25 protein-coding genes and 2 riboswitches are annotated in these 25,741 nt (G+C 36.3%); of the genes, 17 read left to right on the top strand and 8 right to left on the bottom strand.

Going from position 1 to position 25,741, the window contains the following annotated elements:
• Nucleotides 1-66 precede the first annotated feature (66 nt).
• From IEW44_RS13405 to IEW44_RS13380, 6 genes are all read left to right on the top strand, one after another.
• Nucleotides 67-1,011 carry an AAA family ATPase gene (locus IEW44_RS13405; protein WP_188615569.1) on the top strand — a complete coding sequence of 315 codons (945 nt, stop codon included), beginning with the start codon at nt 67-69 and terminating at the stop codon, nt 1,009-1,011.
• Complete coding sequence (locus IEW44_RS13400; RefSeq protein WP_188615568.1) at nt 1,008-2,132, top strand: DUF58 domain-containing protein; 1,125 nt, start codon at nt 1,008-1,010, stop codon at nt 2,130-2,132. Before IEW44_RS13405 ends, IEW44_RS13400 begins: the two co-directional genes overlap by 4 nt.
• The gene (locus IEW44_RS13395; RefSeq protein WP_229704249.1) at nt 2,132-4,282 is read left to right on the top strand and encodes a DUF4129 domain-containing transglutaminase family protein; all 2,151 of its coding nucleotides are present in this window, start codon (nt 2,132-2,134) and stop codon (nt 4,280-4,282) included. The genes IEW44_RS13400 and IEW44_RS13395 overlap by 1 nt, the downstream gene beginning before the upstream one ends.
• A gap of 31 nt (nt 4,283-4,313) precedes the next feature.
• Nucleotides 4,314-4,415: riboswitch (purine riboswitch) on the top strand.
• A gap of 88 nt (nt 4,416-4,503) precedes the next feature.
• Nucleotides 4,504-6,057 carry a glutamine-hydrolyzing GMP synthase gene (gene guaA / locus IEW44_RS13390; RefSeq protein ID WP_188615566.1) on the top strand — a complete coding sequence of 518 codons (1,554 nt, stop codon included), beginning with the start codon at nt 4,504-4,506 and terminating at the stop codon, nt 6,055-6,057.
• Nucleotides 6,058-6,200: 143 nt separating this feature from the next.
• A complete protein-coding gene (locus IEW44_RS13385) occupies nt 6,201-6,593 on the top strand; it encodes a hypothetical protein (protein WP_188615565.1) in 393 nt (130 codons plus the stop codon).
• A 17-nt stretch (nt 6,594-6,610) separates the two neighbouring features.
• Nucleotides 6,611-7,003, top strand: a complete 393-nt coding sequence (locus IEW44_RS13380; RefSeq protein ID WP_188615564.1) for a hypothetical protein — start codon at nt 6,611-6,613, stop codon at nt 7,001-7,003.
• Nucleotides 7,004-7,059: 56 nt separating this feature from the next.
• On the opposite strand, the gene IEW44_RS13375 is transcribed toward IEW44_RS13380, so the two are convergent.
• Nucleotides 7,060-7,770 (bottom strand): ferredoxin--NADP reductase, encoded by a 711-nt coding sequence (locus tag IEW44_RS13375; RefSeq protein ID WP_188615563.1) that lies wholly within the window; start codon nt 7,768-7,770, stop codon nt 7,060-7,062.
• Between the two features lie 374 nt (nt 7,771-8,144).
• Here IEW44_RS13375 and IEW44_RS13370 point away from each other — a divergent pair, with 374 nt between their 5' ends.
• Entirely contained in the window at nt 8,145-8,828 is a 684-nt protein-coding gene (locus tag IEW44_RS13370; protein WP_188615562.1) for an ankyrin repeat domain-containing protein, read from the top strand.
• A gap of 127 nt (nt 8,829-8,955) precedes the next feature.
• Nucleotides 8,956-9,678 (top strand): helix-turn-helix domain-containing protein, encoded by a 723-nt coding sequence (locus IEW44_RS13365; RefSeq protein ID WP_188615561.1) that lies wholly within the window; start codon nt 8,956-8,958, stop codon nt 9,676-9,678.
• A 126-nt stretch (nt 9,679-9,804) separates the two neighbouring features.
• Here the strand turns inward: IEW44_RS13365 and IEW44_RS13360 are convergent, their stop codons facing one another.
• The 5 genes from IEW44_RS13360 to IEW44_RS13340 form a co-directional block, all read right to left on the bottom strand.
• A complete protein-coding gene (locus IEW44_RS13360; protein ID WP_188615560.1) occupies nt 9,805-10,710 on the bottom strand; it encodes a diacylglycerol/lipid kinase family protein in 906 nt (301 codons plus the stop codon).
• 270 nt (nt 10,711-10,980) lie between these two features.
• On the bottom strand, nt 10,981-12,135 hold the full coding sequence (locus IEW44_RS13355; RefSeq protein WP_188615559.1) for a pyridoxal-phosphate-dependent aminotransferase family protein: 1,155 nt from the start codon (nt 12,133-12,135) through the stop codon (nt 10,981-10,983).
• Between the two features lie 119 nt (nt 12,136-12,254).
• Complete coding sequence (locus IEW44_RS13350; RefSeq protein WP_188615558.1) at nt 12,255-12,911, bottom strand: hypothetical protein; 657 nt, start codon at nt 12,909-12,911, stop codon at nt 12,255-12,257.
• An 87-nt stretch (nt 12,912-12,998) separates the two neighbouring features.
• Nucleotides 12,999-13,688, bottom strand: coding sequence for an ABC transporter permease (locus tag IEW44_RS13345; RefSeq protein WP_188615557.1), 690 nt, complete (start codon nt 13,686-13,688; stop codon nt 12,999-13,001).
• Nucleotides 13,688-14,599: an ABC transporter ATP-binding protein gene (locus tag IEW44_RS13340; RefSeq protein WP_188615556.1), complete on the bottom strand. Its 912-nt coding sequence runs from the start codon at nt 14,597-14,599 to the stop codon at nt 13,688-13,690. Before IEW44_RS13340 ends, IEW44_RS13345 begins: the two co-directional genes overlap by 1 nt.
• A gap of 122 nt (nt 14,600-14,721) precedes the next feature.
• On the opposite strand from IEW44_RS13340, the gene IEW44_RS13335 reads away from it, so the two are divergent.
• Genes IEW44_RS13335 through IEW44_RS13325 form a run of 3 tightly spaced genes read left to right on the top strand, consistent with a single transcriptional unit; the run spans nt 14,722 to nt 16,947 of the window.
• Complete coding sequence (locus IEW44_RS13335; protein ID WP_188615555.1) at nt 14,722-15,429, top strand: response regulator transcription factor; 708 nt, start codon at nt 14,722-14,724, stop codon at nt 15,427-15,429.
• 2 nt (nt 15,430-15,431) lie between these two features.
• Nucleotides 15,432-16,517: a sensor histidine kinase gene (locus IEW44_RS13330; protein WP_188615554.1), complete on the top strand. Its 1,086-nt coding sequence runs from the start codon at nt 15,432-15,434 to the stop codon at nt 16,515-16,517.
• Nucleotides 16,518-16,551: 34 nt separating this feature from the next.
• Nucleotides 16,552-16,947, top strand: coding sequence for a hypothetical protein (locus IEW44_RS13325; protein ID WP_188615553.1), 396 nt, complete (start codon nt 16,552-16,554; stop codon nt 16,945-16,947).
• Nucleotides 16,948-16,973: 26 nt separating this feature from the next.
• On the opposite strand, the gene IEW44_RS13320 is transcribed toward IEW44_RS13325, so the two are convergent.
• Nucleotides 16,974-18,041, bottom strand: a complete 1,068-nt coding sequence (locus IEW44_RS13320; RefSeq protein WP_188615552.1) for a metallophosphoesterase — start codon at nt 18,039-18,041, stop codon at nt 16,974-16,976.
• Nucleotides 18,042-18,498: 457 nt separating this feature from the next.
• On the opposite strand from IEW44_RS13320, the gene IEW44_RS13315 reads away from it, so the two are divergent.
• The 5 genes from IEW44_RS13315 (at nt 18,499) to IEW44_RS13295 (ending at nt 22,954) form a co-directional block, all read left to right on the top strand.
• Nucleotides 18,499-19,173, top strand: coding sequence for a response regulator transcription factor (locus tag IEW44_RS13315; protein WP_188615551.1), 675 nt, complete (start codon nt 18,499-18,501; stop codon nt 19,171-19,173).
• A complete protein-coding gene (locus tag IEW44_RS13310; RefSeq protein ID WP_188615550.1) occupies nt 19,170-20,444 on the top strand; it encodes a sensor histidine kinase in 1,275 nt (424 codons plus the stop codon). Before IEW44_RS13315 ends, IEW44_RS13310 begins: the two co-directional genes overlap by 4 nt.
• A 189-nt stretch (nt 20,445-20,633) precedes the next feature.
• A complete protein-coding gene (locus tag IEW44_RS13305; protein ID WP_188615549.1) occupies nt 20,634-21,527 on the top strand; it encodes an ABC transporter ATP-binding protein in 894 nt (297 codons plus the stop codon).
• Complete coding sequence (locus IEW44_RS13300) at nt 21,524-22,219, top strand: ABC transporter permease (RefSeq protein WP_188615548.1); 696 nt, start codon at nt 21,524-21,526, stop codon at nt 22,217-22,219. The genes IEW44_RS13305 and IEW44_RS13300 overlap by 4 nt, the downstream gene beginning before the upstream one ends.
• Nucleotides 22,220-22,954 carry an ABC transporter permease gene (locus tag IEW44_RS13295; RefSeq protein WP_229704247.1) on the top strand — a complete coding sequence of 245 codons (735 nt, stop codon included), beginning with the start codon at nt 22,220-22,222 and terminating at the stop codon, nt 22,952-22,954.
• A gap of 55 nt (nt 22,955-23,009) precedes the next feature.
• On the opposite strand, the gene IEW44_RS13290 is transcribed toward IEW44_RS13295, so the two are convergent.
• Nucleotides 23,010-23,807 (bottom strand): CbrC family protein, encoded by a 798-nt coding sequence (locus IEW44_RS13290; RefSeq protein ID WP_188615547.1) that lies wholly within the window; start codon nt 23,805-23,807, stop codon nt 23,010-23,012.
• Nucleotides 23,808-23,973: 166 nt separating this feature from the next.
• Nucleotides 23,974-24,075: riboswitch (purine riboswitch) on the top strand.
• 48 nt (nt 24,076-24,123) lie between these two features.
• Here IEW44_RS13290 and IEW44_RS13285 point away from each other — a divergent pair.
• On the top strand, nt 24,124-25,458 hold the full coding sequence (locus IEW44_RS13285) for an NCS2 family permease (RefSeq protein ID WP_188615546.1): 1,335 nt from the start codon (nt 24,124-24,126) through the stop codon (nt 25,456-25,458).
• Nucleotides 25,459-25,741 lie beyond the last annotated feature (283 nt).

Raw genomic sequence — 25,741 nt, 5'->3', positions numbered from 1 at the left:
TTAGTTGTCAGTACTTAGCCTTTTCCGTTATGCTTAACACATGTTGAAAAATGAGGTGGATGACAGATGAATGAACAAATAGAAAAGATTTTACTCAATATAGATAAAGTGATGATTGGAAAACGCAATATCGCGGAATTAAGTTTAGTCAGTTTACTTGCAAAGGGGCATGTATTATTAGAGGATGTGCCAGGTGTAGGGAAAACAATGCTAGTAAAAGCACTTGCTAAATCCATTAATGCAAGTTTTAAACGTATACAATTTACACCTGATTTATTGCCATCAGATGTATTAGGCGTCTCCATTTACAATCCTAAAACATTAGCATTTGAATATCGTGAAGGCCCCATTATGGGCAATATTGTATTGGCAGATGAGATTAACCGTACATCACCAAAAACACAATCTGCTTTATTAGAGGCAATGGAAGAAGCAACAATCTCCATTGATGGCGAAACAAAAGCACTAGGGCAGCCCTTTTTTGTTATGGCTACACAAAACCCTATTGAATATGAAGGGACATACCCATTGCCTGAGGCGCAACTTGACCGCTTTTTATTAAAAATGAAGATGGGTTATCCTACTGAAACAGAAGAATATGAGTTATTGACACGAATGGCAGAGGCGACGCCATTTGCCGAGTTAACTCCCGTATTGCATTTAGATGATATTTTAGCATTACAGCAACAAGCCGAAGCGGTTTTCATTGATGCGACAATTCGCAATTATATTGTGCAGATTGCTACTGCCACACGCAACCATAAATATATTTACTTAGGCGCTAGCCCTCGTGCTTCATTAGCTTTAATGCGTGCATGTAAAGCTTATGCTCTCATTCAAGGGCGTGATTATGTAACGCCTGACGATGTACAATATTTAGCACCCTATGTGTTTAGTCACCGCCTAATTTTAAAGCCTGAAGCACGTTATGATGACATGATGCCAGAGCAAATTATGGAGCGTATTTTAGCCAAAGTAGCAGTGCCAGCAAGAAGGGTCCCTGTAAAATGAAGCGAAAGCTATTACAAATCAGCGTGTTAATAATCATAATTTTTTGTTTCACGATGTTTCAAGGTGGGTTTGTAAGCTGGTTTATTTTATTTAGTGTCTCGCCTTTTTTATTATATGCCCTCGTCGTTTTATTATGGCGTGACCGCATTGTCTCTGTAGAGCGAGAAATTACACCTATGCAAGTGACAGCAGGTGATGATATGGATGTGTACGTCTACGTGCGACGCAAAACATTTTTCCCTTTTGCTTATATGACATTACATGAGCAAATGAATAATAAAAATGTGGGCATGTATCGTGAAAACCATAGCGCTACAGTAAAGATTGGTGGGTTTAGTCGGAATTTTATGTGGCATTATACTTTGAAAGATCTACCTCGTGGTGAGTATCGTTATATGACAACAACATTGCAAGGTAGCGATTTCTTAGGGTTTGCGACCAATCGTTTTTCTTCCAATCAAACAGAGACCATTCTTGTTTATCCTAAAATGGAGGCAATTATTTTTCAGCCTATTCAAGCTACGTATGAGTCAGGTATTGCTAATACCCCAAGGAGTGCTGTCAAAGATGCGACGATGGCAGTAGGGGTTAGAGATTATGAGCAAGGTGACCGCTTATCTTGGATTCACTGGAAATCATTTGCGAAATCACAAGAGTTACGCACAAAAGAATTTGAAGAGAGACAATCAGAAGCGGTAAGTATCGTATTAGATACGCGATATAGCATAGGTTTTGAACAAACTGTCTCACTTGCTGCATCGTTAGCCAAGACATTTTTCGAGGCACAAGGCGAGTTAGCATTTAGCACCGTGAGTAATCCATCAGAGTTAATACGTGTCCATTATCAACAACATTTTGACCATGTGATGCGCCAATTAGCCATTGTGCAGCCAGCAGATTATGGCGATGTGCGTGCAAGTAACGCCAAAGGTTTTGCTACTACAATATTTATTACACCGCATTTAACAAAAGAAGATTTACAAGCATTTAGCCGTTTTCATAGCCAAGTGATTTGCTTAGTTATAGGCGAGCCAGGCAAAGCAATGCACATGGCTAATGTCAAAGTACATTATGTAACAGGCTCATTCAATCAAGTGCTACGGGAGGTGTCTCGACAGTGATGAAACGTAGTACGAGTGATATTTTAGAGTTATTTATTGTATATATCATTATCTTTTTAATGTTAAAAGAATGGTTAGTCCCTATTACACAATTAACAGGAACAGGTTACGGGGAGTATATTTTATTATTTGTAGGTTTAGCTTTATTAGTAAACGTATTCTATTTGCCGTTTTGGCTCGTCTCAATTATTAAATTGCTCTATATTAGCCTTTTTATCTTTTACACCTATACGGAGAAGGTTGCCCTGCTATCAGCTGATAGTTTTCACTTCTTTATGGAACAAATCCAAGTGAATGCAATCGCCTTAGCTACCTTACAATTAAGTGATGTGACAAATCCTTTCCGTACTTTATTATTATTTATTTTAATCTGGATGTTAATTTATTTAATCCATCAATATTTAGTGACAGAAGCGAATGTATTTTATTTCTTTATGATTACGGTATTTTTCCTTGCCACACTCGACACTTTTAGCGAGTATGACGGCGGGAAAGCAATGGTACGTGTCATAATTCTAGGTTTAATTTTAATGGGCATCCTTTACGTAAAGCGTCTAGGTTTACTTACAGGGGAGCGCTTAAAGTTAACTACAAAACTGATGCTACTCACACCGTTCATTATTTTTGTCATTGTATGGGGCTACTTTGCTACATTACTGCCAAGTTATGACTCCGTATGGGCTGACCCTGTTGCATTTGTTAAGGAAACGCTAGGTGATGAAGATAATAAAAAAGTGGGCTATGGCAATAATGACGAGGCACTTGGTGGCAGTGTAGCAGATGATGATACTAAAGTGTTTAAAGCCTTAGTACCAGAGCGTCAATACTGGCGTATGGAAACTAAAAATATTTATACATCAAAAGGTTGGAAGGATAATCCTGATCAATCCTTCAGCACGTTATCAGGTGGGGTTGTGAATACATCATTAAATCAAGTTATGCAACCTACTCAACAAGCTGTCATAAAAAACTATGAAGCGGGTAAGGCATTGGGCATTTATGCACAAGCCTATGTGCCTGCAACAATTTTAGCGAATAATGCTAACTTGCAGATGACAAACACAAGTGAAAAGATCACAGCGCCACAAACGCCAATGGAAGAGGAGTACCAAATCTTATATGAGCCTATTAAAAATCCTATTGATAGCGTACGAGCATCGACAATGGCAGATTATCAGCGCAATGATGCAGCAGTAATTGAAAATAGAACACTGCCTACTACTGTGCCACAACGCGTGCGAGATTTAGCGCAAGAGATTACAAAAGATAAAGACAGTGTTTATGATAAGGCAAAAGCGATTGAATTGTACTTTAAAAATGGGGAGTACACTTATGATAAGCTTAATGTTGGTACACCAGCAGAGGACCAAGACTATGTCGACCAATTTTTATTCGAAACAAAACGAGGGTATTGTGATAATTTCTCCACAGCTATGATTGTCATGTTACGTTCAGTAGATATCCCAGCGAGATGGGTCAAAGGATTTGCTCCTGGTACTTATCAACAAAAGGACCCTGAAACAGGGCTAGAAGAATATTTGGTCACAAATAACGAGGCACATTCATGGGTGGAAGTTTACCTTCCTCAAGTAGGCTGGGTACAATTTGAGCCGACAATTGGTTTCACAAGTTTAGATATGTTCGCAGAAGACCAACCAACAGAACAAGAGCAACAGCTAGAAGATAAACCAGAAGAAGAGCAAACACTTGAAGAAGAACAACAAGAGCAAACTACAGCAGCACCCTCTTTCTTTAAAAAGATGAGTGATTTGATGTATGATTACCGTTTAGTAGGCTATATTTTACTACTTATGGCTATGATTGTGGCGATTGCAGCGTTATTTACACGTAAGTTATGGTTACCAGGCTACTACACACGCAAATTCAAACGTAAAGCCGAAACCGATGACAACTTTATGACAATGTATGAGGTACTCACCCAGCAATTGGCACGATACGGTTACCGCCGTGCCCAAGGAGAAACCTTGCATAATTTTGCACAGCGTGTGGACCAAGCGTATGATACTACGGCTATGCGTGAGTTAACGAGTGTATATGAACAATTGCTTTATCGTAAAACGCATGAAATTACAAATTTTGCGCAGTTAAAAGAAAGTTGGGAATATTTAATCAATCTCACAACAGGTTGATTTTACACGCTTAAATAGAGTAAAATTAAACAAATAATTAATGGGATGCTTTCATATAAGTCTAGAAATATGGTCTAGATGTCTCTACGAGGTTACCGTAAATAATCTCTCTATGATAGTGTGTTAGCTATGGCTAATTCACTTAAGATGAACGCGTAAGAGATTTTTCTGCGCGTTTTTTCATCATAAGCTACCAGAAAACTAATGAAGAGGTGGAAAACGTGTCAAACAGTTCGATTATTACAGAACAAGAGAAAATTGTTGTACTTGACTTCGGAAGCCAATACAATCAATTAATTACACGTCGTATCCGTGAGTTCGGTGTATTTAGTGAGTTACATGCACATACGACAACAGCAGAAGAAATCAAAGCAATGAACGCCAAAGGGATTATTTTCTCAGGTGGCCCTAACTCCGTATACGGTGAAGGCGCGTTCCATATTGACCCTGCAATTTTTGAATTAGGCTTACCGATTTTAGGTATTTGCTACGGCATGCAATTAATGGCACATCATTATGACGGCAAAGTAGAAGGCTCTGAAAAACGTGAATATGGTAAAGCAGATATTCATGTCACAGCTACTAACAAAATCTTTGCAGATTTACCAACAGACCAAGTTGTATGGATGAGTCATGGTGACCATGTAACAGAAGTACCAGCAGGCTTTGAAATTACAGCAACAAGCCCATCTTGCCCAATCGCAGGTATGGCTGATGAGTCACGCAATCTATATGCTGTACAATTCCACCCTGAAGTACAACATTCTGTACATGGCAATGACTTGTTACGTAAATTTGTATTTGACGTATGTGACGCAAAAGGCGACTGGTCAATGCAAAACTTTATTGATATTGAAATCGCAAAAATTCGTGAAACGGTTGGCGATAAAAAAGTGCTTTGTGCATTATCAGGTGGTGTAGATTCATCTGTAGTAGCAGTATTAATCCACAAAGCCATTGGCGACCAATTAACATGTATCTTTGTTGATCATGGTTTATTACGTAAAGGCGAAGCTGACCAAGTAATGGCAACATTAGCGGATGGCTTTAACTTAAACGTAATTAAAGTAGATGCACAACGACGCTTCTTAGATAAATTAGCAGGTGTATCTGACCCAGAGAAAAAACGTAAAATCATCGGTAATGAATTTATTTATGTATTTGACGATGAAGCTTCTAAATTGGAAGGCATTGAATACTTAGCGCAAGGTACATTGTACACAGACATTATCGAATCAGGCACAGCAACTGCACAAACAATTAAATCTCACCACAATGTTGGCGGGTTACCAGAAGATATGCAATTTGAATTAATCGAGCCATTAGCGGCACTGTTTAAAGATGAAGTACGTGCATTAGGTACAGAGATGGGCATGCCAGACCATATTGTATGGCGTCAACCATTCCCAGGCCCAGGCTTAGGTATTCGTGTACTTGGCGAAATTACAGAAGACAAGCTACAAATTGTACGTGAATCAGACGCTATTTTACGTGAAGAAATTGCTAACCACGGTTTAGAACGTGATATTTGGCAATACTTCACAGTGCTACCAGGCATCCAATCCGTAGGCGTAATGGGTGACCAACGCACATACGACCACACAGTAGGCATCCGTGCTGTAACATCAATCGATGGCATGACATCTGACTGGGCACGCATCCCTTGGGACGTGCTAGAAGTCATCTCACGTCGTATCGTTAACGAAGTCCCACACGTTAACCGCATCGTCTACGACATCACCTCTAAGCCACCAGCAACGATTGAGTGGGAATAGTAATAAACTCTATTTTTCAGAGCTTGTAACAGTATTGTTACAGGCTCTTTTTTATGCAAATGGCTTGTTCTTTACTAATGAGTCTTGTAGGATTGAAATCATATATTTTTGCTATTTAGTAGCATAAAGAAAGAAGGATTTTTTTGAAGAAACACGTGGTTATACTGGGTAGCTTGTTATTGTTAACAGGTTGTGCAAATGATGAGATGAGTAAGGAAGATGAAGATACACAGCCAACAACTACTCAAGAAGAAGTTGAGGAAATGGAGAATGAGCTAGAAGAACAAAAAAGCACTACGAATAATCCGTCTAGTGACTTAGAAAAGTATAAAGAATTTGAGATAGTAGCACAATATATAGATATAGAAACGTATCAAGGGGTTGTCCAAACGGATAATCAAGGTAAGCGTGTGATTTTATTTGAAAATAGTGGCGGTCATGAAAGGTATAAAAGTGTTTACATTAAGCAGGATAATCGTTTGAAGATTATTTCTTTTGATGATGACGGTTTACTTTATAATGATAAGATCAAATAAATTCTAGGGGGGTCTGTATGAGTTTTGATGAATATGTAGACGAGCAAGTGCAAAAGTTAGACGATGTGATGGCATTGATTATAGCGGAAGAGTATCATACTGCGTGCACTATGTTGACAAAGGTTTATCAAGATTTGCAGCAGCATTTTCCTAAAAATATACCTGCTGTTTATATTAAGCAAGATAGAATAGGGTATCAACAATGGATGCAAGATGATGCCAAAGCGCTTGGAGATAAAATTCAACACATCTTATTATATTTAGATAAACAAAAATGTATAGATGCTAATACAGTAGTTGCCTACATTGAAGGCGCTGAACAAATGGCTCTACAATATGGATTGTCTATAACGGATGAACAACATATGATGATGGCGTTACATGGCATCATTTATGCATATACTGCTTAAATAGATACGTATAAAAAGCTAGTATCGTTTACTGTACAACGATACTAGCTTTTATGTTATGCATTTGTAGCTAAAAATTCAGGGAGCTGGTGGTCATGTTTATCTAACATGATTTGCTCAGGTTGCACACCATGATCACGTAATATGGCAATGTTTTGTCGTAAAAATTCATCACTGCCTACCACATAATAAAGTCCATCAGGGTCAGCTGCCATGTTTTTAACTTGTTCATAATAATCTGTGCGGTTATCGACAAATTGAGTAGTGATTTTTTTATCACTCACAGTTGTGAATACAGGTGTAAATAAAAAATCTTTTGAAGAATCTACATTCAATGAATAAATTTTATTGACATTAGCTGTATTATTTAAGTAGTCTAAAACAATTGGTCGAAAAGTAGCTAAGCCTACACCTGATGATAATAAGTAAATATTTTTGTCCTCACGTTTTAGTGGAATATTTGAATGTGTTTTAAATAGCGCAACTTCATCGCCAACATTCATATTTTTTAAAATCGATTTAAACTCGGAACATTGCTCACGAATACGTGTTGTAATGCCAATGCCCTCCTCATGAGGTAAAGTAGAGATGGACATATGACGCACTAAGTTGCGGTTTGGCGCATCGCCGTCATTAAAACCTTTTAAAGCAAAGTGTGTATGTGCACCTGCTTCCCAGGTGAAATCTTCTGGGCAATGTAAGATAAACGTTTTAACTTGTGGTGTCTCCTCAATAATTTCTTTAATTGTTGTCCAATAAATTTGCAATACGCTCTCCCCAATCTCGATATATATCCTGTCTTTATCCTACAATAAATGATAATGATTATCAAGTGTAGTCCTCGTAAAATGCCATAAGCTTATTGGATACCTATCACAATTAAAAAGTACAAAATGTTAGCCATATGATGGAAAGTGAGAATCATTTAATGCGATCTGTCTTACTAATGTATTGTAAGTCATTATCATGAAATTACGGTATTCTCATAAAATTTTAGGTAATGAATATACATAAATAAACAGAAAAAAGAGAATATTCTTTTAATAGGAGTGAAAATATGGCACACTACAAGTAATACAGTTCATAAATGTTTACTTCAAGATATGAGTGACGGTTTAAAACTATTATGGAAGGGGATAGGATGAATAAATATGTAATGATGCTAGTAACCCTGCTAATTGTAATGCAAGGTTGCATGTCTATAGAAAGTAAACATAAGACAGTGGAGGTGAAAGAAGTGGAGCAGGAGTTACATCAAGCTGTTCAAGCCAACGATATAGCGCGAGTAAAAGGTATGTTAAAAACAGCTTCACTTGATAAGCCAAATCAAGATGGAGATACACCATTATTAGTAGCTGTGAAAAATAATCATATAGAGATTAGCCAATTATTAATTGATGCTGGGGCTAATATTAATTATCAAAATCACCAACAAGATAGCCCTTATCTCTACGTAGGAGCAGAGGGACGGACAGAGATTTTACGTTATATGTTACAACATGCAACACCGGATGAACAAGTATTTAATCGTTATGGTGGAAATGCATTAATTCCAGCAGCAGAGAAAGGGCATCTCAATAATGTGCGATTATTATTAGAAGAGAGTAATACGGATATAGACCATCAAAATAATTTTGGTTATACAGCACTTATTGAGGCTATTGCATTGACGGATGGCTCTAAACGTTATCAAGATATTGTGCGGGTGTTGTTAGTACAAGGAGCCAACCAACAATTAAAGGATAACAATAATAAAACAGCATTAGATTATGCGAAAGAGCGTAATTATTCAGAGATGATAGCCTTATTACAATATTATCAATAACTCATAAAACCTTTTCCACTTATGCTTAATGGAAAGGGTTTTATTATGGAAATAAGCAACTAGCAAAGACTTTCTACTGCTATTCTTCTAACAAAAATTTATAATAACAATGAAAGGAGGCTATGGCTTGAAAATAAGTGACATCTTAAAAGCTAAGCGTCAAGCATATCATTTAACTCAAGAACAACTTGCAAAAAAATTGTATGTATCTACTCGTACCATATCGAATTGGGAAACAGGACGAACTTTGCCAGATGTACAGAGCCTGATTCAGTTAGCGTTATTTTATAATTTATCATTAGATGATTTATTATTAAAAAATCAAGATATGCTACATAAAGTGAAAAATCAACGAAAGCATTATTATGTTTTTATTAGTTTATTTGTCATTACTATTGTGCTGTTTATTCTTATACTATTAGAGGGGAGTAATAACAATATGGATAATATTTCAGTGAGTTTAGGAAGCATGATTATTTTTTCTTTTATTTTGTATTTTGTGATTCGTTGGGCAGTGAAAAGTGCGGTTACCACTTCCATTATTGAAACAAAGGTGAGAGAAAGGGCTTTAGTAGTACAATTTCACATTCAAGAGTTATATTATAATTCGTTCTTCCTTAGTGAAAGTCATATTTCGGGATTTCATAAGCTATGTAAGGAGCAACGCAAAACATATCGCCAACAGCTGTTAGATAAAGATAAGGAAATAAACGAATGTTACATGAAGCTACATACAACACAATTAAGCGACTTAGAATTAGAAAGCTTGCATCAACAAATGATTTTATTAATACAAGATAAAAAGAATATTCACCAGGAAATAAATGAAGCTCTAGCAATCATAGACTAATTTTCTTTAAACGATAACAAGTGGTACTAGAGAACATATCTCTCTAGTACCACTTTTTTTACTAATAATGTTAGTATAATAATTATTGTTTAAGTGAATAAAGATCATACGAGGAAATCAACAGCATTACACTACAGTTAATATGCGAACCGCTTTTGGCTTAACAGATAATTCAATAGGCGTAGTGAAGTCAATCTCACCATCAATATCAATTTTTTTAGTAGGTGTTGTAGTGAGTGTTAATGATGAGCCTTCATAATGAGAAATATGTTCGTTAAATGCCTCCCAATCTATGCGGCTTTTTTCTTGAATAAACTCTTTTAACGCGCCGAAGCTAGCATTTTGTAAAACAAAAACATTACAAATGCCATCAGAAGGATTTAACTCGCTAATAGGTAGACGATTACCGCCAACATATAAACCATTAGCAATAATTAACATATACGTATCACCCGTATATCGTTGATTATCAATCGTTAACTCATAAGAAAAGGACTCAGGGCTTGCCAATGTTTTTAAGGTAGAGAAAATGTAGCTAAATCGACCTAATACACTTTTCGCATCAGCGTCAACATTTTCAGCATTTTGCACCATTAATCCTAAGCCTACAAAATTTAGGGCAAACCGATCATTCACTTGTAAAACATCATAGGCTACTTCTTTTGTATCTACTAATTGTTTCGCTGTTGTTTCAGCATTTGGGGATAATTGTAGGGTGCGTGTAAAATCATTAAAGGTGCCACCAGGTATAATAGCCATGGGGATATCAATATTGTTTTTTACAATGCCATTCACTAGCTCATTAACGGTGCCATCTCCACCTAAAACGATAAGCAAATCAATGGTGTTGTCAGGATCATTAGCAATCTTTGCGCAATATAATTCGATCTCACCTTGAGCTTGTGTTTGATGTAATGTTAATGTTTGTGTGAATTGTGTAAGATAAGGCGTAATTTTTCCGATCGTTTGATGGATTTCACTTTGTCCAGATTTGCTATGATAAAACAAAATGGCGTTACAATATTTTGCCATCATCGTCACCTCGTTCATTATAATATGGTCAATCTTTATTGATAGTAGTCCACGTTAGAACAACACATCAGATAGAATATTGATAAGTTTATGAAATTTCCAGCACACACTATATATGTACTATACAATGATTGATGTGATTGCTCAAAAGTAAGCTACTATTACTTATTGCAGGCATATTAATAAAAGTGCCAATGTGATGGCATGTTTAATGTTAAGGGAGTAAGTGACATAAGTAAAAGAGAAGCGATATTCGCTTCCCTTAACTTTTTATTTGTGAGCAGCTAGGAAAACTTCCTGAGCAGCAATAACCCCCGCCCCAGGTGTAAATGTATAATGTAAGTCTTGTAAGGCTGCTTCTATTAGGGATACAGCTTGCAAGACATCACTTGGAAAACAATAGCCCATATGACCAAAACGGAATATGTGACCTTGTAGGCTCCCTAAGCCACCAGCAAAATCTATGTGGTAGTGTTGTTTCAAGTGGGCGAGTAACGTGCTGATTTCGATCCCTTGTGGTGCTTTAATCGCTGTAATTGTAGGTGAGGCATATGCATCCTCAGCTAGTAAAGGAATATTTAATGCTTTCATCGCTGCACGTGTCATATCTCGCATTAATGTATGACGTGCAGCAGATTGAGCAATGCCGCCTTCTTCTTCAATTAATTTACACACTTCACGTAGCCCATAAATTAATGTCACAGTGGGTGTATTAGGTGTCATACCTTGCTTTGCCCACTCTCGATAACTTAATAAGTGTAAATAATAAGCCTCTGTCTGGTTAGCTTCAATAACTTGCCATGCACGTTGATTAAGCGCGACAAATGATAAACCAGGTGGTAACATCATGGATTTTTGCGAGCCTGTCACTAAAATATCAATACCCCAGTCATCCATCTTAGCTTCAACCCCACCAATACAACTAACACCATCTACGATAACAAGAGCGTCCGTATGCTCATGCACTACTTTAGCTAACTCATCAACAGGGTTTAAGATGCCTGTAGATGTCTCGTTATACGTCATAAAAACAGCTTTAATAGGTGGTAAACCAACTAAAAAATGTGCTAAATCTTGAGCCGTACAAGCTTCTCCCCAGCTTTTTTCGAGCTTATGTACATTAAAGCCATAACGCTCACAAATAGATACAAAGTAGTCACCAAAAGCACCTACTGTGATGACAACAACATCTTCTCCCTTTGCAACTGTGTTTACAGCTGCCGCTTCAAGTGCTGCTGTACCACCAGAAGGCAGTAATAAGACATCCTCTTTTGTGCCAAAAATAGGTTTTACTTTATTGATCGTCTCATGGTATAACGCTACAAACTCAGCGCTTCTATGACTCATAATGTTGTGATTCATAGCCAATTCTACACGTTTAGGAATGGGTGTAGGGCCTGGATGGCGCAAAATATTTTCATACATATCGTACATCCCCTTTATTTTGTCCTCATCCAATAAAATGGAATGGGTTTACCTGTAATATAACACAAAAAAATCAGAAGATTCATTTAAATCTATAATTTAAATGAATCTTCTGTTGTTTAGATAAACCAACGTTTTATTTTATTAAAAAAACTTGTGCCATTAGGATGCATGGTTTCAGGGATACGGTGTTTTGGCAGTAGCTTAAAATAAACATCAGAACTCTCAGCGAAGTTTGGGTAATCATCGCCATCTAATTCATCATAGCCAACTGTACTTGCCACAATATCTTCCTCATCAATAAATTCAATGCCTGCATGAGGTGTAGGCGGCTTTTGTGCATCTTCGACAATAGTAGCAATAACTTCGTAAAAGTCATCTAAATCATCATACCAATCAATATATTCATCAAAATCAATCAGTAAGTAGCCATCCTCTTTAAATAAAGGTTTTAAATAGTGTAAAAAGTCTTCAAATAACGGGGCTAATGTTGGGACTACTGTTGTTACATATTGTTGCAAATGTTGTGCATTTTCCAGCACATAATCTTGTCGTAACGTAATGATGCCTAACTCGTCAGCATCTCCTAGGCTTTCGACAAAAGCTTTACGTTGATCAAATTCTAATGCCATTAGTGCTGTGCATAATCGTATGTTTTCTTTTATTTTTGGCAAGTCTTCAGGCGCAATGAGTAAAAACCAAAAGGTTGGAATTGCATTTTGCGCCTCTAATACATCATAATCTTCTGTGCCTAAGTAAATCAGGTCTTCGCTCATTATCATACGCTCCTAACATTGTAGTAATAAGATTACTTATCTGTCATACCACCTCATCATACGTACTTTACCTCAAATAAGGAAGAGTTACACTACATCTTTTTTATTAATTTTTCGGAAGGATAAATAAGCAATCCCAATCCCTAAAATAGCAAGCATGATAGGGATTATCACTGTATCAGCCAGACTCCACCTCGCATGCTCATTAGAGATGGTACTGTTCATTAAAAAGCTAATAATAACGGCTGAAGTGATTGTAGTAGCTGTAGACTTTTTACGCATACCAAATAGTAAAGGGATTAAAGCAATACCCGCCATAATACAAGCATTTGTAAATGTAAATGGTACATCACGTAATAAATCATCTAGTGCATAATAGTCTGGAAATAAGTCCATAGTGCCTTGCACAAACCAAGTAGCCAACTGCATTGTGAGCATACTAATCGATAACATAGCAAATGTTAAAACATAAACGAGTACGACCTTACTAAGTAAAAGTTTTTTGCGTGCGATAGGATACGTAAATAAGACTTGTATAGTCTTTTGATGAAACTCACGAATAATAATACGAGCCAGTAACGTACTGCTAAAGATCATAAATGTAATATTGTTAAGAATAGTCAATAAAGTGAAAAAGTCATCAGCAGAAATAAAACTATGCCCGCCATTGCCTAAAAAGATGCTAAAACTGAAAATAACAATGATGCAAATCACAAATGAACGTAAGGATTGATTAAGATGATGCTTTTGCCAATCTAGTAAAATAAGTTGCCACATTATTGTTTACCTCCATGCATAAGTTGAATAAAATAATCTTCAAGTGATGAGTGATGTACATCGATTTGATGGACAGCAAAGTGATGACGAATTAAAAATGCATTGAGCGTAGCTGTTGCCTCTAAAAATTGGTTAATATGTAGCAAGGTGGGGCTAATGTACGTCACCTTACATAAAAAATGCTGCTCAATTAGTGGTTTGGCTTCTAACGCATTGTCTAACACAATATGTAACGTTTTTTCTGCAGATTGCTTTATAGCTTTCATCTGTACTTCCTCAATCAAAATGCCATTCGCAATGATGCCAATCGTATCTGCAATACATTCAATTTCTGAAAGAATGTGGCTTGATAATAAAATCGTCATATTTTGTTCTGTTTTGAGTTTAAGTAGCAATTCTCTCATGTCTTTGATGCCTATAGGGTCAAGACCATTAATAGGTTCGTCTAAAATTAATAATGTGGGTTTAGTCACGATTGCTCTGGCAATCGCTAAACGTTGTCGCATGCCTAATGAAAACTCTTTTACTTTTAGCTCTGTACTAGCAGTTAATCCGACTAAGTCCAATGCTTGCGTAATAGCAGATGGATCTGAAAACTGCATGTAAGCACAATGTAATTGTAAATTGTGTTTAGCAGTTAAGTGTTCGTAAAATAAGGGGTATTCAATCAGGCTCCCAATATTTTTTAAATAGTGATAATCCATAGCTAGAATCGATTTTTCATTAATGGAAATCTCACCATTAGAAGGTTTGATTAAATTCAAAAGCATCTTCATAATGGTCGTTTTACCTGCTCCGTTAGGTCCTAAAAAACCGTAAATTTCGCCTTTTTTAACGTGCATGTTAACATTTTGTACGACTCGTTTTGTAGCATATTGTTTTGTAAGTTGTTTAGTTTGAACCATATACATTGTGATTACCTCCAATTGAGTGAATAACATAACTATAAAAAACGAAAGTAAAAACAAAGTAAACAAGAGGGAAAAGGTTTGTAATATAAGAAGAAAAGATAAAATAGGAAAAGAGGGAGCATATGCAAGAAAAGGCACGTGTTTTGTTAGTGGATGATGAGGTTGGGTTGTTAAAGTTGTTAACGATTACTTTACAGAAAGAATATTTTACACATATTACTACAGCTACAACAAAAGAGGCAGCTTTACGAGCGGTATATGCACAAAAATTTGATGTGATTTTATTGGATGTGATGCTGCCTGATGGAGATGGTTTTACCCTATGTAGTGCCATACGTCAACATTGTACGACGCCAATTATTTTTGTAAGTGCACGTACAAGCGACTTCGATAAGTTAACGGGTTTGAGTGTGGGTGGAGATGATTATATTACAAAACCTTTTAACCCACTAGAAGTAGTTGCACGTATTCGAGTGATTTTGCGTAGGCAATTTGAATATAATACCCCTACATTACCTGTGTTATTTCAATACGGTCCTTTCAAACTAATACCAAGTGAGGCAAGCTTCTTACGCGATGGCCAAGCTATTGATTTAACAGCAAAAGAATATGAGTTGTTGTACTTTTTCTTTCAACATCCTAACCAAGTATTCACAACGAGTCAAATTTACGAGAAGGTATGGGGTGAAGAGATGTTTGGTGAAGAAAAAACCGTAACGATTCATATTGCAAAGATACGTAGAAAATTAAATGACGATGCAAAGCAAGCTAAACTCATCGTTAATTTGCGGGGGATTGGATACAAATTTGTGCCACCTAGGGAAGTGTGATGATGAAATTACAAAGTCGATTTATTTTGTATTTGTTGCTTGGTATCGTTGTATGGGTGATTTGTCTAGGTGTGGCAATGCCAATTGTGTTAGAGATTATTGTGCCACAATTTGCGCTTCAAGAGGATGAAGCAGGGATAATAGCAATTTTACTTGTGAGCTTCTTATATTTACTCAGTTTTGGTTGGTATGTTAGTAGTCCACTACTCGTTATCTTACGGCGGATTCATCAAATCGCAAATCACGAAGAAAACATAACTTATGATAAAGCTAACATGTATAATCGCAAAGGAAAATTAAAAGTACGTTATCGTTTATATCGTGAGGTAATTTGGCAACTAGATGATATGCAGAAGCAGTTAATGCAAGCAAAAGTGGAGCGAGAGCAAGTAGAGGTGGCCAAGCGGGAATGGTTAGCAGGCGTTTCACATGATCTTAAAACACCATTAACTTATATTAAAGGCTATACCACATTATTGCTCAATCAAGATTATGAGTGGACAGTGCAAGAACAACGTAATTTTGTGTATGAGATTAAAGATAAGAGTCAACATTTAGAAACGTTAATAGCAGATTTGAATCTAGCGTTACGTATGGATGAACAACGTATGATTACTTTACATTGTACTAAACAAAATATAGTTACGTTTATTCAAAGTTTACTAGCAGCCAATAGCAACGCTTATGCCAACAAGGGGTATACTTTTGAATTACATACAACAATGGAATACTGTGCGTGCGTTTTTGATGCGTCTATTTTACAGCGAGCATTACAAAATATTTATCAAAATGCGATTTTACACAATGCAGGCCCTTTATGTATAACGACTACCTTAACACGAGATAAGGAAATACTATGTATTCGCATTGAAGATAATGGTGAAGGGATGGATGAGGATACATTGTGCCATTTATTTACGCGTTACTACCGAGGGACTACCACTGATAGTGATACAGAGGGTACAGGACTAGGTATGGCAATTGTTCAAAGTTTAATTGAAGCACATGACGGCAATATTGTTGCTGATAGTGTATTACAGCAAGGTACGTGTTTCACAATTACATTGCCGATTCGTGATAAACTATGAAAAAATAAATTTAGCATAGGAAAAGAGCGATAAAATGAAGCCAGTTAAGTTGCCTAAAGTAGGATTACTACAATATAGAGATAGTATTTTTTTAGATGAGGTGCGTTATAGCAACAGTTGCGGGACATTGCGATTGACAGGAGATATTAGCACAGCAACAGACGATAATGAATTCATTCCTTATGAGTTGGTTTTTAAACGGGTACTTTACTTTCAAAGCATAGAGCTAGACTTTTACGAGGAAAATAAATTAATTGCGAGTATTATGCAAGTAGAGGACTCTGCGTTGTTAAACACACTACAGCAAAAGGGCAATACTAAGCTCACTCCACAACATAGTCATTATATTGTGGCTACGTATGATGAGGTATTTGAGATAGTGGCACAACATGATTTTACATTCTCTGTAAAAGGAGTATTAACATACTGATATCTCTTAAAAAAGCAGTTGGAACATTATGATGTTCCAACTGCTTTTTCCTCTTGTGTGGAAATTTTAATAGATACAATTTCACTATCAGTGCCAATTCGCATAGGTGGCCCCCAAAAGCCAACACCCGACGATACAATAACTTGTGTACCTGTAGGAAGCTGTAAATGACCATAGTCAATCGTGAAAAGCTTTTTCGTGACATAATTAAAAGGGAAGATTTGACCTTGATGAGTATGCCCTGACAAAATTAAATCGGTATTGGCATCATACTCATGAATGGTTGATGGCTGATGGTCGAGTACAATAACCGCTTTATTTGTGTTGGGTTGTGTGAGCGTAGGCTGTCTTTTAGCCCCTTGGTCACCAATAGGTTGACAATCTTTCCTACCTACTAAATGAAAATCGGCTACTTCTACCATTTCATCTTCTAATAAGATAATTTGTGTTTTAGCGATTAAGGCTTTCATTTCTTCAAATGTTTCGCCAGCATCATGGTTACCCCAAGCCAAATATACACCGTGTTTTGCTTTAATTTGATTGAGCAAGGCAACAATTTTATCTGGCTCTGGTACTGCTTTAAAGTTACTATCAAATAAGTCGCCCGAGATTACAACGATATCAGGTTTTAAACGATTGATTTTATTAACAATACGATACAATTTAGTTACACCATTGACATAGCCTAAATGCACATCACTAATGAGTACCATATGTAAATGATCAATGGAGCGATTCAATTGAATGCGATAAGGTTTTACTTGTAGTTGGTGAGCATGTATGACACCATAACTAAATAATATTAAAGTAATCACTAGTGCGATATAAAAGGTATCAAAAGGTAATAATTTAGCGATCCCAAATATCACAGCAGCTAATAAACCTAAACCCATCCAGTAATTGCCGATGCGACCTAGTAATTTCCCAATACTATGTTTGCGTACAGCCAATGTTAATACAGCGATGAGTGTGAGCCACCCAATAATACTATAAATGGCTATAGCATATTGTGGGAATTCATTTGCTAGTTGTAAAGCAACGAAATAATTAGCGCCAAGATAAATGGCTAAAATCACTAAAAAAATAACAATCATAATACAACATCCTTTCGGCAATAATCGTTAAATGAGAAGTAGCAGAGCTACGAGTAATGATAAAGTTCTTTATTATACTTATATAGTGCTTACTGTAAGAGATAGTATTTTCCATTGTTACAATGTATACGAATGACACGTCATAATTACGCATGTTGTGTACGATATGGCATGGTGGTTAGCCGTTTAGCTACGATTGCAACTGGCGTCAGTGTGAGTTGATACATTGATTGACGTCTATCACATGATCATTAAGCATTACTAATTACGATGGTCTCGGCTCGAGATGATGTTATTGTACCGCATGAGTATAGTAAAAAACTTGTTAAAAGACTTGGGGCAATATAGAGTGCCCTCTCCTACGGATCATTTTATGTGAGATAGTGGGTAAACGACTTTTCATTAGCTTATGATGTTGTACAAAATAGGGTGAAATAAATAGAAGGAGAGAAAGTGTATGACTCAAATTTTATATATTGAAGACGAACAAGAAATTGCTTTATGGCTACAACGTGCTTTAAAGCAACAAGGTTTTACCGTGTATCACTATAAATCCTATGAGGCATATGAGGAGAGTGGTCACATACTTACGCCTGATATCGTAATTTTAGATATTATGTTACCCGGTTTAGACGGGTTTTCTATTGCGCGTAAACTGAAACGTGAATACCACGACCTACCTATTTTAATGTTATCAGCAAGGTCTATGTTAGATGACAAATTAGAAGGATTGAGCATAGCAGATGATTATGTTACAAAGCCATTTCAAGTCGAGGAAATCCTTGCTAGGGTACAAGTTTTATTACGTCGTTTTCATAAAATTGATGAGGTATTAACGATACAGCATATTGCGATTCATACAAAAGATTTAACAGTATTTGATCAAGAGCATCAGCGAGAAATTTTATTAACACAAACACAGTATGGCTTATTGCGCTATTTTATTGAACATCTCAATCAAATTTTAACGAAAGAACAACTATATGAAGGGGTATGGCAGGAACCTTATATCGATGGTGATAAAACATTAATGGTACATATTCGTTATTTGCGTGAGAAAATCGAAAGAGACGCCTCTAACCCTACAATTATTGAAACAGTGCGAGGGATTGGGTACCGGGTGAAGGCATGAAAAAAATATTCAAATCATTATTAACACGTTACATTGTACTAATCTTAATGGCTATGGGGTTCATTCAAATTATTATGGTTATTTATATGTTTAGTATTAATTTTGAAAAAATGATGACAAATGCAGAAACATTGGATGATATTGAAGCAAAGTGGACATCCACCGTTCACAAGTTAGCGCCTGAAAATATCCAAACAGTAGTAGAAGATTGGCATACAACTTATCCTGATGCGGGCATAATCTATGTTAACGGTCAGGGAGAGTTGCAACAAACTTGGTATATAAAGGATACAACAGCTATTCCAGCTAAATGGGATATGGCAACTACAACCCGCTTCATTCAGATGTACTATAATCACCCTACTTTTACTGTTGTGCGTTTTATTGGCGATGATGAGGAGAAAGGGTTATTAATTTTACAAGTAGACCGTGCAACGTTTAGTGCAGTTAAAATGGAAAGCAACTTCTTATACATTGCTAGCGGCGCCTTATTACTATTTTTAGCCTTATCCTTATTTTTCTTTATTCGTATATTAAAACGATTAGTTCATCTTGAGGAGGCCATGACCATTCGAGAAGTAGATGGCTTACCAATCCATACAAAAGTAACGAAGAAAGATGAAATTGGTGCAGTAGAGATTGCATTCAACAATATGGTAGATGAGCTAAGAGAGGCGAAGCAGCGTGAGGAACGAGAAGAACAATTGCGCAGAGAGCTTGTGGCGAACTTATCACATGATTTAAAAACACCACTCACTAAAATGCGTGCACAACTTCAATATATGCCGAAAGAACAAACCGCGTCTATCAATTATCTGATTGATACCATGAGTGAGCTGATTGAAAACTTGATGGCTTATTCTTTGCTAACAGCAGATAAAATGCAATACCATCCTGTAACGTTGCGAGTAGACCGCTTAGTGACAGAGAGTATGGCTTCTTGGTATCCTGTATTTGAAGAGCAAGACTTTGAAGTAGATTTACAAACGATGCCAGTAGTATGGTTAGTGGATAAAATATGGCTGCAACGTATACTAGATAATCTTTTACAAAATGTATTGCGCCATGCTAGTAGTGGTAAATATGTTAGTGTTACAGTAACCAAGCAAGCCATTATCATTCGCGATAAAGGACAAGGCTTTGAGCAGCAAAGCCATACGAGAGGTGCAGGTATTGGTTTGTCTATTGTGCAAATTATGTCTGACAAAATGGATGTGCAACTGTTAGTGGATAGCACGCAGACAGGCACAACAATCACACTCACACAGTAAATTTTGGTACAAGTTGTAAGAGAGTAGTAAAATGGCTTAAAATAAATGCAATACACATAGACAAGTGGTAGAGGGCGTATAGCAATCCTTTTACCACTTTTTTTATGTGTGTCATTTTAAACAAAATTTAAACAAACTGCACCTGTTCTTTAACCTTACACCTCTAACATAGAACATGAGGTGATGATGATGACATATATTGTGCAAACAACAAATTTAACGAAACAATTTGATAAATATGCAGCTGTTACAAATGTAGATTTAAAAATTAAGGAAGGGGAGATTTATGGTTTTTTAGGGCCTAACGGTGCTGGTAAGTCAACAACAATCCGTATGCTTCTTGGCTTGATGAAACCGACAAGAGGTCAAGTAACCATCTTTAATCAAGACTTACATAAACATCGACAAACTATTTTACGTCAAGTAGGTTCACTTGTTGAAAACCCCTCCTACTATCCACATCTTACAGCGAAAGAAAATTTAGAAGTATTACGTATGGTATTAGATGTGCCAAAAGCACGCATTATGGAAGTGTTAGAGATGGTGCGATTAACCCATGTAGCAAATAAAAAGGTGAAGGGTTTTTCATTAGGAATGAAACAGCGCTTAGGGATTGCACAAGCGCTACTGCATCAACCGAGATTGCTCATTTTGGATGAGCCTACAAATGGCTTGGACCCTGAGGGAATCATTGAAATACGTCAATTAATTAAAAAGTTAGCCGAGCAAGGGATTACCATTATTATTTCTAGCCATCTATTATCTGAAATCGACCAAATTGCTACAACGATAGGTATTATTGCAAAAGGAAAATTGATTTATCAAGATAGTATATCAGCGATGCATGCCCTAGCAAAAAATCGTTTAGGTATTCGTACTAATGATGTTAATCAAACGCAACAAATTATCGGTGGAGAAGTAGAAGGTGATGTTGTTTACTGCACAAAGTATAACAATAGACAAGTAGCAACTTATATTGCGCAATTGGTGACAGCTAATATTGACGTATACCGCGTAGAAGAAGAAAAACATTCACTAGAAGCGATTTTCCTTCAGATGATTGAGGAGGCTGAACATAAATGATGCTGTTAATGAAAGCCGAGCTCGCTAAAATTAAACGAAAAGGTTTTCTCTTTCTGGCGTTTCTTGGTGCGTTTGGTGTTGTGGCTATGCAAATGGTGAATTATGGCGTGCGTAAAGAGTGGTTAATGCAACAAAATCCAGATTACTGGCAATATTATTTATTAAATATACAAAGTTTTATTCCAATCGCTATCGTACTAGGAGGTATTATTTTAACCATTCAAATTACTAATGTAGAAGAAGAGACGAACGCATGGAAACAACAACTCGCTTTGCCAATTTCAAAAAAAAGTTTATATCTTGCTAAATTTCTAGTGATATTTGTTTACCTTATCCTTGCAGCTAGTTTATTATTTCTCTTCACATTAATGTATGGCATTTTTTTAGATTTTAAACAGCCTATTCCTTTTCTAACCATTGTTAAAGAAAGCTTTTTACCTGTCTTAGCTACTTTGCCTATTATTGCTTTGCAATTATGGATTTCTGTAGTCAGCAAATCACAGACAATAGCAATTACAATAGGTATCGTTAATTTTCTGTTAACTTATTCGGCATTTTCATTTCCAGAATGGGTCCCTTGGCGCTGGCCTTATTTGGGACAACCTTTATTTAATATTGGTCTAGGTGTTGTCGCAGGTGCTTTATTACTCATCGTAGGGATGTATGATTTTTATCGAAAGGATGCGAAGTAAATGATTGGTACATTAATAAAAGCCGAATGGTATAAATTAAAACATCATCACATTTATGCCATTCTTATAATTGGCCCCTTGTTAACTTTACTGATTGGTATGTTAAATCCCATGATGGGTGATATGGGAGCGTATCATCCTTGGTTATCGTTATTTTTATTTATGAATTTACCTTATGCTCTGTTGTTTTTACCCTTGATTACAGGCGTTATCGCTTGTATTATCTGTCGATATGAACATCAAGCGGGAGGTTGGAAGCAATGGGCGACTTTACCAGTCACACGCACTCAAATATATGTATCAAAATTGATATTGATTGCTTTATTAGTACTCATTATACAAATGATATATGGCCTTGTTATTTTTATTGCAGGTACTGTGAAAGGATTTGACGTCGTATTTCCTTACTGGACAGTAGGGAAATTTATAATTGGTGGATGGCTAGCCACTTTTCCAATGATTGCTTTACAATTATGGGCAGCGATGCATTGGCGTAGTTTTGCTGTAGCTTTCACTATCAATGTTGTATTTACATTACCAAGTATATTAGCCATCAACTCAGAAAGATTTGGTCCATTTTACCCTTGGGCACAACCATTTTTTGCAATGTATGTGGATGAAAGTATGTCAGGCATGTTATTTATCCCAATCAGTCAAATGTTACTCGTTACAGGTGGTAGCTTCATTGTATTTTTAGTGCTAGGCATTGCAACCTTTAAACAAAAAGCGATTTAATAAAAACATCCTACCATCTCGTGTTGGTAGGATGTTTTTGAATGATGTTATGCGATTACGAGGCATCTGCATACAATACATATGTTTTACAGTGTAAGCATTGAAATAAGTAACCCTGTAAATCCCCACCATCTCTCATATATTCTTGTAATACGTTTATGTCATATGCTGTAGTATGTTCTACAGTATCCCAAATACCGAGGTCATCAAGTTCATTAGCACCAACAAATCCTATAAATGCACAATGGTCATCACAATGAGCAGGCCAATACTCGCCTTGCCAACTAATATAACCTGGTGTACAACAGCTCAGTTCATAGTTAGCGTGTGGCTTAGAGACAAATTCATGCATTTGTTGAAAGGTGCCGTTAAATTTCTTGGCAGCTTTGCCACTATGAATGCAATGAGGACATAATAAATGAACTTCCTCCATACAATATAATCCTGCTTCTGAATAAATGGTGACTACTTCCCCGCAACAATCGCATACTTCAGGTGCACCAAAAGATAGTATGCCACTTTCTAGTGGGTTAGGACAATATGTAAATGTTGGCAATTGTGATGTATCCATCTGACTTAGCTCAACAAATGTAAAATGAAGGTCTGGTTTATTTTTAATTGTTTGGTATTTTTTAAATTCTTTTTTTGATTTATTAGGAATCATTTCACATAAAGAACTCGCTAAAGCGTACTTACCAATACATGCATAGGCATCCACTAGCATTACCATATCCTTGCGCGTCATTTTATTATGTTTATGATGCTCAATTTCTAAACAAACTTGATCAAAGGACGAACGATCTTGTGTTGATCGAAAGTTTTTCATAGCTGTAATAAGACTTTGATAGGTCATACGGGGCAATACTCCTTTATAATAAGTGTTTTATTATATTTTATGCTAAGGTATATGGTTTGCCTATTAATAATAAAAAATGGGAATAATCACGAACTTTCTTTTAATAATCACAAAAAATGTTCGTGTATAGTATTGATTTTGTTAATTTTCAATGATATATTACGAAGGTAAATAAAAAAGTCGTCGTATAATATCGGGAATACGGACCGATAGTTTCTACCAAGCCACCGTAAATGGCTTGACTACGCTAAGAATATAGATTCTTTTGTGCCGTTTGATTGTTACAGACGACTAACGGAGGCAAATAGTAGTTATGAAAAAATATTTCCAATTTGATGAGTTGGGCACGAATTATCGCAGGGAGATTATAGGAGGCATCACGACATTTTTAGCGATGGCATATATTTTAGTGGTTAATCCGCTGATGTTATCTTTGGACGGTGTTGAGGGTATTCCAGATGATATGCGTATGGATTATGGTGCTGTATTTGTAGCAACTGCATTAGCAGCGGCTGTAGGTTCATTATTTATGGGGATTATTGCAAGGTATCCTATTGCATTAGCACCTGGTATGGGGTTAAATGCTTTCTTTGCCTTTTCAGTAGTTCTAGGTATGGGCATTCCTTGGCAAGTGGGCTTAACAGGTGTGTTATGTTCAGGTTTAATATTTATTGTTTTATCTGTATCAGGTTTACGTGAGATTATTATCAATGCTATTCCTATGCAATTAAAACATGCTGTTGGTGCAGGTATTGGATTATTCATTACATTTATCGGTTTGAAGAATGCTGGTATTATTGTTGCTAATGAAAGTACGCTCGTAACCATTGGCGAGATTACAAAAAATCCAAACTCATTATTAGCTATTTTTGGATTAGTCATCACAGTGATATTTATGACAAAAGGTATTAAGGGTGGCGTTTTTTATGGCATTCTGATTACAGCAATTGTTGGCATGGCGTTTAAAATTGTACCTTTACCAGAAAAAATTGTTTCAGGTATTCCTGATGTTTCACCAACATTTGGTGCGGCATTCGAACCTATTATGAATAACTTTAGTTCACTTATGACTATTGATTTTTTAGTTGTTGTATTAACATTTTTATTTGTTGATTTCTTTGATACAGCAGGCACATTAGTAGCTGTAGCCAATCAAGCAGGTCTCATTAAAGATGATAAACTACCTCGTGCAGGTAGAGCGTTATTAGCAGATTCTTTAGCAACAGTAACAGGTGCTATTTTTGGTACATCCACTACAACTTCATACGTTGAATCTACGTCGGGTGTAGCAGCAGGTGCACGTTCAGGGTTTGCAGCGGTAGTGACAGGTATATTATTCTTACTTTCGTTATTCTTTTTCCCACTACTTAGTGTAATTACGTCTGCTGTGACAGCACCAGCATTGATTATTGTAGGTGTATTGATGGCTAGTGCTTTACGTTTAATTGAATGGGATCGATTTGAAATTGCTGTTCCAGCATTTTTAGTTGTGATTGCCATGCCATTGACATCGTCTATAGCGACAGGCATTGCGATTGGATTTATTTTCTATCCTATTACTATGGTAGTTTCAGGTAGAGCAAAAGAAATTCATCCTATTATGTATGGTTTATTTGTAATCTTTATCATGTACTTTATTTTTTTATAAGATGTTAAGAGAACATATTTAATATGTTCTCTTTTTCTATATTAATAGGAAGGGATATGAGTTTTTTTATTGGATTAAAAAAACACTTGCAAACAAAGATAGAAGAGTGTATTATAGTAAATGTTCACTTCGACAACTCAATAAAATTTATTTTTAAAAGTGTTGATTTATTATGAACGACATGACATATTATAAAAAGTCGCTGAAACAAACAGCGCAATGACCTTTGAAAACTGAACAAGCAAAACGTTAATCAATAAAACGTTTCATGAAAATGAAACAA

The sequence above is a fragment of the Lysinibacillus alkalisoli genome (assembly GCF_014643595.1).
GTDB classification, from domain to species: Bacteria; Bacillota; Bacilli; order Bacillales_A; family Planococcaceae; genus Metalysinibacillus; species Metalysinibacillus alkalisoli.
Note: the sequence above shows the minus strand (reverse complement) of the source record. Positions and strands in the feature narration are given on the sequence as shown.